This window comes from Pontibacter sp. HJ8 (assembly GCF_054824225.1).
Genome location: NZ_JSYF01000482.1, coordinates 1 through 7,820, shown reverse-complemented (window position 1 = coordinate 7,820; position 7,820 = coordinate 1). Strand labels below are relative to the sequence as shown.

The 7,820-nt window shown below is 46.4% G+C and carries 8 protein-coding genes; 3 read left to right on the top strand and 5 right to left on the bottom strand.

Annotated features, from left to right (window positions below):
- Together OB13_RS18215 and OB13_RS18210 are read left to right on the top strand one after the other, a co-directional pair.
- A partial coding sequence (locus OB13_RS18215) for an SDR family NAD(P)-dependent oxidoreductase (protein WP_461491612.1) occupies positions 1-330 on the top strand: 330 nt, incomplete at its 5' end.
- Between the two features lie 106 nt (positions 331-436).
- A complete protein-coding gene (locus tag OB13_RS18210; RefSeq protein ID WP_461491611.1) occupies positions 437-1,099 on the top strand; it encodes an NADPH-dependent FMN reductase in 663 nt (220 codons plus the stop codon).
- 304 nt (positions 1,100-1,403) lie between these two features.
- On the opposite strand, the gene OB13_RS18205 is transcribed toward OB13_RS18210, so the two are convergent.
- The 3 genes from OB13_RS18205 to OB13_RS18195 all read right to left on the bottom strand — a co-directional run bounded on the left by OB13_RS18205 (position 1,404) and on the right by OB13_RS18195 (position 3,770).
- The gene (locus tag OB13_RS18205; protein WP_461491610.1) at positions 1,404-2,657 is read right to left on the bottom strand and encodes a M20 metallopeptidase family protein; all 1,254 of its coding nucleotides are present in this window, start codon (positions 2,655-2,657) and stop codon (positions 1,404-1,406) included.
- A gap of 472 nt (positions 2,658-3,129) precedes the next feature.
- Positions 3,130-3,378, bottom strand: coding sequence for a hypothetical protein (locus OB13_RS18200; protein WP_461491609.1), 249 nt, complete (start codon positions 3,376-3,378; stop codon positions 3,130-3,132).
- Positions 3,379-3,473: 95 nt separating this feature from the next.
- The gene (locus tag OB13_RS18195) at positions 3,474-3,770 is read right to left on the bottom strand and encodes a hypothetical protein (protein ID WP_461491608.1); all 297 of its coding nucleotides are present in this window, start codon (positions 3,768-3,770) and stop codon (positions 3,474-3,476) included.
- Positions 3,771-3,927: 157 nt separating this feature from the next.
- On the opposite strand from OB13_RS18195, the gene OB13_RS18190 reads away from it, so the two are divergent.
- The gene (locus OB13_RS18190) at positions 3,928-4,551 is read left to right on the top strand and encodes a TetR/AcrR family transcriptional regulator (RefSeq protein ID WP_461491607.1); all 624 of its coding nucleotides are present in this window, start codon (positions 3,928-3,930) and stop codon (positions 4,549-4,551) included.
- Between the two features lie 353 nt (positions 4,552-4,904).
- Here the strand turns inward: OB13_RS18190 and OB13_RS18185 are convergent, their stop codons facing one another.
- Both OB13_RS18185 and OB13_RS18180 read right to left on the bottom strand, forming a co-directional pair.
- The gene (locus tag OB13_RS18185) at positions 4,905-6,197 is read right to left on the bottom strand and encodes a hypothetical protein (RefSeq protein ID WP_461491606.1); all 1,293 of its coding nucleotides are present in this window, start codon (positions 6,195-6,197) and stop codon (positions 4,905-4,907) included.
- Between the two features lie 805 nt (positions 6,198-7,002).
- Entirely contained in the window at positions 7,003-7,776 is a 774-nt protein-coding gene (locus tag OB13_RS18180; RefSeq protein ID WP_461491605.1) for a helix-turn-helix domain-containing protein, read from the bottom strand.
- Between the last annotated feature and the right edge of the window lie 44 nt (positions 7,777-7,820).

Below are 7,820 nucleotides of genomic sequence, written 5' to 3'. Positions count from 1 at the left end.
GGCAGCCCGAATGTAAGCGCCTATATCACCAGTAAACATGCCGTAGTGGGCATTATGCGGGCAGCGGCAGTAGAGGCAGCGCCCCGGAAGATCCGGGTGAACTCGGTGCATCCCTCCCCGGTGGATAACAGGATGATGCGCTCCCTGGAGGAAGGCTTTGCGCCGGGCCAGGCGGAAGCAGCCAAAAAAGAACTGGAGAAAACAATACCGCTGGGCAGGTATGCTGCCCCTGAAGAGATTGCACAACTGGTCTTGTTTCTAGCCAGTGACGAGAGCCGTTTTATGACCGGTACAACCCAGGTCATAGATGGCGGACTCAGTGTTCAGTAAGGAATGCTTCGGACGAATGGCTCCTTGTTGCAGCCGAACTCCCTTAAATGAAAGGTGATAAATTAATATTTGGCGGGTATACCGCCTCACACGAGACAGAAATAAAATGGACGAACAGCAAATACCTAAACATGAGGAGCCGATGCACTTCCTGGTTTTTTCAGCATCGCTAAGAAAAGATTCGCTCAATACGCGACTGGCACAATTGGCAGCTCAGGTTATTGAAGAAAAGGGAGGGAAGGTTGATTTTGCGAACATGCGTGATTTTGATGTTCCTTCCTACGATCAGGATGTGGAGTCAGATGAGGGTCATCCTGCAGGGGCAGAGGAATTCTGCAAGCGGCTTCTGGCAAACGATGCGTTCATCATTTCGTCGCCGGAATACAACGGTTCCATGCCGGGGCTTCTGAAGAATGCGATCGATTGGGTTTCCAGGTTTCGGCCCCAACCTTTCAAAGAGCGCCATGCCTTGCTCATGTCTGCATCTCCCTCCATGGGTGGCGGAAACAAAGGCCTTTGGTCCTTGCGAATGCCCTTGGAACACCTGGGCGCAAGAGTTTATCCCGATATGTTCTCGTTAGCCACAGCGCATAAAGCATTCACAGAAGACAGTACGATTGCAGACAGCACCTTGCAAAAGAGGTTTGAAGATAACCTGGTTGCCTTCAAGGATCTTGTGGAAGCTGCCAAGCATTATCCATGCATCAAAAAAGCTTGGGTTGAATTTTTAGGGGAATACCCGGATCCAGTGACCGAACGGGTGGAATAAAGGAGCAGCTTGATTTAGGATGTACATTCCATCCTGGCACCTGAGACTATAAAATAATAGTGCGAATTAACCCCGCACGCCCATCCCATGTTTTTGCGAAGGAATTTCTGTTTGGTAAGGTATAGCCGGTGTCATTTGAAGTAAATGTCACCGGCTATACCATGTAACCAACTGGTCTTTTGTATTTATTGTAGCTGTCTATAACCGAGCCCTTCCCCGAACTTGAACAAAGCATAGCCATCGTCTGCCTTGTGTCCGGGCAAATCTTCCTTGTTTTTCTCAACAGCCTGCTTAATGACTATACCTACCTTTTATTCAGGTAATCGAGGATAATCTGTACCTGGGTTTTCACCCCGTTCTGCAAGGCGCTTTCATCCACCGTGAATTTGGGATTGTGATTAGCTGCCCCTTCCCCGATGCCAAGCGTCACAAAACTGACCGGAGCTATTTCTTTGTAGTAGGCAAAATCTTCACTGGCTGTCATCATGGGAGCGTCAAAGACTTGTTCCTTTCCCAGAATAGCAGCCGCACTTTTCTGCGCCTGGGCGTTAAGGGCAGCATCGTTTTGTATGGCCGGGTAGGTGGGGATATAATCCAGTTTGTAGGTAGCACCATAGGCCTTGGTGATGTTGTCGATTATTTCCTTTGTTCTGGCTTCAACCAATTTCCTGGTTTCTTCTGAGGTAGTGCGAATGCTGGCAGCCAGTTCAGCCCTATCTGCTATCACATTAAAAGCATCACCAGACTGAAACCTACCAATGGTAACCACCGTCATTTCGCCCGGCTCAACATTTCGGGATACGATAGATTGTAAAGCACTGACAATGGCAGCCCCTACCACAATCGGGTCAATTCCTAAATGGGGCATAGAGCCATGCGATCCTTTGCCGATAATAACCAGGTTAAACATGTCCTGAGCAGTGGAAGCAGCTCCTTCGGGCAAAATACCCACATGGCCGGCAGGGAAATTGGGTAGAACGTGCATTCCAAAAAAGGCATCAACGTCCTTCAAAGCCCCGGATTTGATGATATCAATAGCTCCGCCTGGAGGGGTTTCTTCTGCATGCTGAAAAATGAAGTAGACTGTGCCGTTTATCTGGTCTTTCATTTTAGACAGCGTAGCGGCAGTTCCGAGCAGCATTGCCGTATGGGCGTCGTGACCACAGGAGTGCATTACATTATTCACTTTCGAGCTAATAGGCAAGCCGGTTTCTTCCTGCATTGGCAAGGCATCCATGTCTGCCCGGAAGGCTACGGTCTTGCCAGCCTTGCCGCCTTTTAGCACACCAATAACGCTAGTTTTAGCGGGTCTGATGACCTCGATGTTAGGCAAGGACTTCAGAACTTCTTCCACATATTTGCTGGTTTGCTCTTCCTGAAAAGACAGTTCGGGGTTTTGGTGGATATGCTGTCGCCATTTAATGACATCTTCAGCCGGTATATTTTTTACCCAGGCGGCATTCGGACTATTTTTGCTAGTCTTTTTACTTTGCTTTGTTTGCGCACTGAGTGCACCACTCAGTAAAACGGCGAGTAAAAGCGGTAATATTTTTTTCATACTGGTTGATATTTAGGCACAAATCTGCTGTTTCTGAATGCGGTGAGCTTTTGTAAGAATTCGCTGCTAATAGGCTCCTGTATAGCCAACGGGGAGGGGATTCTGCTCGTGTTACTACCAATTTCGAACGAATTGAGTGCTGTTACTTAGGGGAATAGAAACAGTAGAATCAGTCAGACAAGCAAGTCCATTTTGGCTGCCTGTGCAATTAGAGGTAGTGTAGGAACGCGGAACGCAATGAATTTACCTTTTGGTTTTACGTCATGGAGTCGCAATAGTGACCGAAGGGCATAAAAAAACCTATCAGCGAGAGCAGATAGGCTTCCGAATAGACTTAATATTTTTATTAGCTAACTGTAATAACTTTACCTGACTCACAGGGCATTTCTGTTTTTCTTTGTCTTTAGCTGAGGCAGAGAAGGTCAGGTATGTTATTGAACAGGAATCCGGTTCCGAAACCAGGAAAAGGATTTTACCTGTTCAGGAACCGGTAGAAAAGCATGCCGCCTGCTGCATAGAGCACCGCGTCTATCCAGTCTCCGGTATAGCGGGGCATGAACCTGGGAAAGAAAACTTCAAAGGCCAACGCGAAATACAGCACCGCAAATGCCACTTGATACCTGGAGAGACGCAGCTGGGTTCCGTAAAAGAACCGCAACACAAACAAGCTAGCTGTGAGCACCAGCGGCAGGCAAAGCAAATCGTCTAAGAAATGTTGCATCCACACAGGCCGTGGGAATGCCAGCCAGCGCCACCCCCAATGCCCCAGATACACTGCTGCCAGCATCCAGAAAAGCGGACTGAGGGTGCTCCAACTCAGCCGGCCAGCAACGCGATGAGCCACAGGAAAAGGGAGATGATGGACGCAAATGCGATCTGAAAGCCCAGCCCGATTCTTTTGTAAAATCTGGTGAACCAGGGTTCATCCGGGTTAATCCGGATAAAGTCTATGGTAAAGCGCTGGTCTTCTTCTTGCCTGCGTTCCTGCCGGGCTTGCTGCCGGGCAACGGTAACAGGATCCAGTATGCTTTGGCAGTGTTCGCAGCGATCCGAAGGGTTTTGAGTCCATCGGGACCATTGACCGCATTGGGGGCATTTTTTGCTGGCATTCATAGGCATTGAAGGTATAGCCTTCCACGTCAGCAAGCTGCTGAAATGGGTAAGGGTATTTGAAGATTACAATAACTTCCACTGGTTAAATGATGGAACCAGCTCAGTTATGCTACTACAAAGATAACGATTTTTTGTAATTTAGCTCCAAAGAGCTAATATGAAGGAAAAGATCATCGGCCAGGCAGTAAAGGTTTTTAACCGGAAAGGCATCAGCAAGACCACGCTCCGGGAGATTGCCCGGGAGTTAAACATCAGCGACGGGCACCTGCGGTATTACTTCAAGACCAAGGAAGAGCTGGTGCTCACCATTTTTTCGGAGATGGAGAAAGAAATAGCTTCCCAGGCAACCGGGGCCGTTACCAATGTTATAAATGCACAGGCACTGGTAGCGCCCCTGACCAAAACCTACGGGATCATGTACCGGTATATTTTCTTTTTTGCAGAATCTACGGCGATACTGGAGACGTTTCCTAAGGTATACGAAGCGTACGAGCAGCTTATTCGGAGCAGGAGGGAAATGTTCCTGGCTATTTTTGAGCACTATAAACACGAAGGCATTTTTGAAGAGACAGTAGAAGAGCACTTATTCCCGCTGTTGTTTGAGCAGGTGTTCATCATTTCGGATAGCTGGGTAAGGTATGCGCAGCTGCCGCAGAACCGGCATCTTACCCAGGAGAAGCATATTGAGCATTATGTGGGAGTGACTATCGCGCTGATTCTACCCTACTTCAATGCCCGATTAAAAAAGGAGGTCAATGCCTGGCTGAAGCAAATTGAATAACAAAACAACGGGCGGTAGGAGGACGTGTCCTGTATACCTGGGAAAGCAACTTAATCTCTTGCAGGGCTTTGCATTCCAAACCGCTTAGTTGAAAAATCTCCCTTTCCTTTCTAGATTGCCTGGGCGAGACTCCACTTTTTCTTCGTAAGAACATTGCTTGTGTTTGACCAGGTTGTCTGATAGCACACATTAAATTAAGAGGCAATAAAAAGGCTGCACAGCAAAGAGAATTCTCCGGCTGTGCAGCTTTTTTATTGCAATCATTTGACAGAGGCTTTTACAGCTTTTGTAACGGATGAAAAGGTAATAGAGGCTATAATGTAAGGAGCGATTGGGCCATTCATTCAGCTTTACTAAAGCGATTTTAAGTATTCTTCCAAATCGCTCTTTTCTGCTTGTGTCAGGTTCAGTGACTGATGATCGTCGTAATGCTCGATAACTTCAGCAAGCGTAGCGAACCGGCCATCGTGGTAGAAGCCTCCTTTTGTTCTTGTGAATAAACCACCTAACGGAGTAGTTCGGTATTTGCCGGTTGGAGATCGCATCGCGGCAAAATCATCTATACCTATTTCTTCTGCCGTATGCAGCACATTATCAGCCAATAAGGGAAGGGCATGGCACGAAGCACATTTTGCTTTAGTTAAAAATAATGCTTTCCCCTTACCTGCTTTTTGAGGATCAAAGCTACCCATGGGAGGCTTAGGGGCAGGAATTGAATGCTGATAAGCACGCAGCGCAGCTAGTTTAGGCGTGATCAGATCCGGATTATGCATCACATTGTAAAGCTGATTTTCGACAGCTATCGGGTATTTAACAGGGTCATTTAAACGTGGGTCTGAAAAATTGCCCTTTCCATGCATTTCAAGATTCGCAACAAATGAATTCCAATATGTTATGTCACCCCAACCGGTGTATGTTGTTAAATCTATACCTCTTAGTCCGAACGCTGCAGGAAGTAAATTGGCGGCCACTTTTCCATCCGGGCGCAGTGCTTTGCCATCCACGAAGAGGACAGCATCGTATTTGCCAGGCCCCCACGCGCCTAATACCGTTCTAAGCGTTGCTTCGTCTACATGGAGCATATCTGCTATGGGCTTTGCATTATCAGTAAGCGAAATGATGGCGCCTACATTCAGATCCCTGTTTGGCCAACCGTCAAGCCGTTTTCCAATGCCTGGCGCAAAGGAGTTATCAACTGTTGAATGGCAGGAGGCACACGTAATGCCCACAGAAACTATGTTCCCACCATCATCCAGGATTCCTTTTACACCAACTACCGCATTCAGTTTGATAAGTTCAAGCGTCGTAGCCGGATCATTGAGATCGACTGCCCCGGATTTTATTCCTGAAACTACTTCCGGCGGAAGCGCTTCCGCATCTACTTTTAACCCCACAGCTAATGCTGTAGCAGGACTAACGCCTGGTCCAAATCCCCCGTTATCTGCACCAGCTATGGCTTTATCTATATGCAAAAGACCACTCCAGAACTCTTCATCTCCGAAGGTGTCGTAACGGAAAATTTCTTTCCCCTGGTTTTCACCTCTTATAGGAAATGGGTCATCTGAATCTTTAGAGCACTGTACAAATACGATGGAAGCTGTAAACAATATCGAAGCCAAAACAAGCCCTGTCATTTTGTTTTTCATAAGAGTATTTTTTAAAGGTTTATGATCTTGTTCCGGGATAATGCTAGCTGCTCGCTTGTTTTAACATAAAACTCAATCCTGGGCTTCTCCAAAGCTTCGAGCCCTTGTTTAGTTACCAGTGGTGTTATTTCGATATGGGTAAGCTTTTACCATAGCATTCGATTAAGATTTGAATTCAGTAAAGTCGGTTTTGTTATGTGCTGCTATACCTTTATGAGTTTTCACTTAACTGATTTAAGATTAGATGGTTAAGACCGGAAAACGTTACAATTAATCCTTGCAATTTTTTCTCTTCAAGTTAAAGTAGTAATCATTCAAATAGAGCAGAGCATTTTAGCGCAAAAGCTTTAGCAGGAGGGACCTGCAAGAGAAAGAGATTTAGCAACCTAAAGCCAACAGGTATAAACCGAATCAAGTCCTTGCCGGATTCTACAAATCAGTAGCAGGATGTTTACGCCGGCGATACAGAATATAGGATAAGGTTACTGATAGAGAAAGTGCAAACTTGCCGAGAGGCAATTGAGGAGGCTTTCACTGAAAATCTACCGAATAAAAAAGCCGCTCCATTTGAGTAGAGCGGCTTTTGAGTAGATCGTGGAATTAAAGAACTTTATCCATATGAATTTAGTGGCTATGGGAGTGTATCAGTAAGTAGGGGAGTAGTGCCTCTGTTCGTCCTTCTAAACATAAGAGTTGTTGTATAACGCGTTTCATGTTCTGCAGAATTGTCTGTATAGCAGATCAACGGATGGTACATAAAGAGAGCTAGGCGTAGACGGAGTTTGGCTTATGTTCCAATATACTGTTAAGTGAGCATCCGGTACTCGTTTGGAGATTGCCCCACACGCTGCTTGAATAAACGGGTAAAATGCTGCGGATACTTGAATCCCAGCTCATAAGCGATCTGGCTAACGGACTTGCTGTGGTCAAAAATCCTTTCTTTCGCCACATCCATCACCTTCGCTTGTATGTATTCCTGCGCTGTCTGTCCTGTTTCTTTTTTGATCAGGTCACCAAAGTAGTTGGCCGACAGATTCAGTTCGCCTGCACACCAGACTACCGAAGGCAAACCGATTGTTTGTGGTTTGTCAGATTGGTAATACGCATTCAACAAACTCTCAAACCGCTCCAAAATGCCTTTATGGGCATTGTCGCGGGTGATGAATTGGCGGTCGTAAAATCGGACACAATAACCCAGAAACAATTCGATGTTGGATACGATGAGTCTTTTACTATGCTTATCAATGGCGTGTTCTAACTCGTATTCAATCTTGGAAAAGTAATCCAGCACAATCTGCCTTTCGCGCTCTGACAAGTGAAGCGCTTCATTCGATTGGTAACCAAAGAAGGTATAGTCCTGCATATGCCGTCCAAGATCAGTGCCATGGATCAGATCAGGATGGAAGATAAGTGCGGTCCCTTTCGGTTGGTACGGTTCCCCGCTGTTTTCTACGCTCACCACCTGTCCCGGGGCAATGAATACCAGCGTTCCTTCCTGGTAGTCATAGGTATGCCGGCCATACCTTAGATCACCGCATTTAACCTCTTTTAAAAAGACGGTATAAAAACCAAAGTACATATCCGGCCATACCCTAGATCACCGCATTTAACCTCTTTTAAAAA

Bases quoted from the DNA above. Each gene is read 5' to 3' on its own strand.
- OB13_RS18200 (WP_461491609.1), bottom strand. From the start codon at position 3,378: ATGCAACATTTCTTAGACGATTTGCTTTGCCTGCCGCTGGTGCTCACA.
- OB13_RS18205 (WP_461491610.1), bottom strand. From the start codon at position 2,657: ATGAAAAAAATATTACCGCTTTTACTCGCCGTTTTACTGAGTGGTGCA.
- OB13_RS18185 (WP_461491606.1), bottom strand. From the start codon at position 6,197: ATGAAAAACAAAATGACAGGGCTTGTTTTGGCTTCGATATTGTTTACA.
- OB13_RS18190 (WP_461491607.1), top strand. From the start codon at position 3,928: ATGAAGGAAAAGATCATCGGCCAGGCAGTAAAGGTTTTTAACCGGAAA.
- OB13_RS18210 (WP_461491611.1), top strand. From the start codon at position 437: ATGGACGAACAGCAAATACCTAAACATGAGGAGCCGATGCACTTCCTG.
- OB13_RS18180 (WP_461491605.1), bottom strand. From the start codon at position 7,776: ATGTACTTTGGTTTTTATACCGTCTTTTTAAAAGAGGTTAAATGCGGT.
- OB13_RS18195 (WP_461491608.1), bottom strand. From the start codon at position 3,770: ATGAATGCCAGCAAAAAATGCCCCCAATGCGGTCAATGGTCCCGATGG.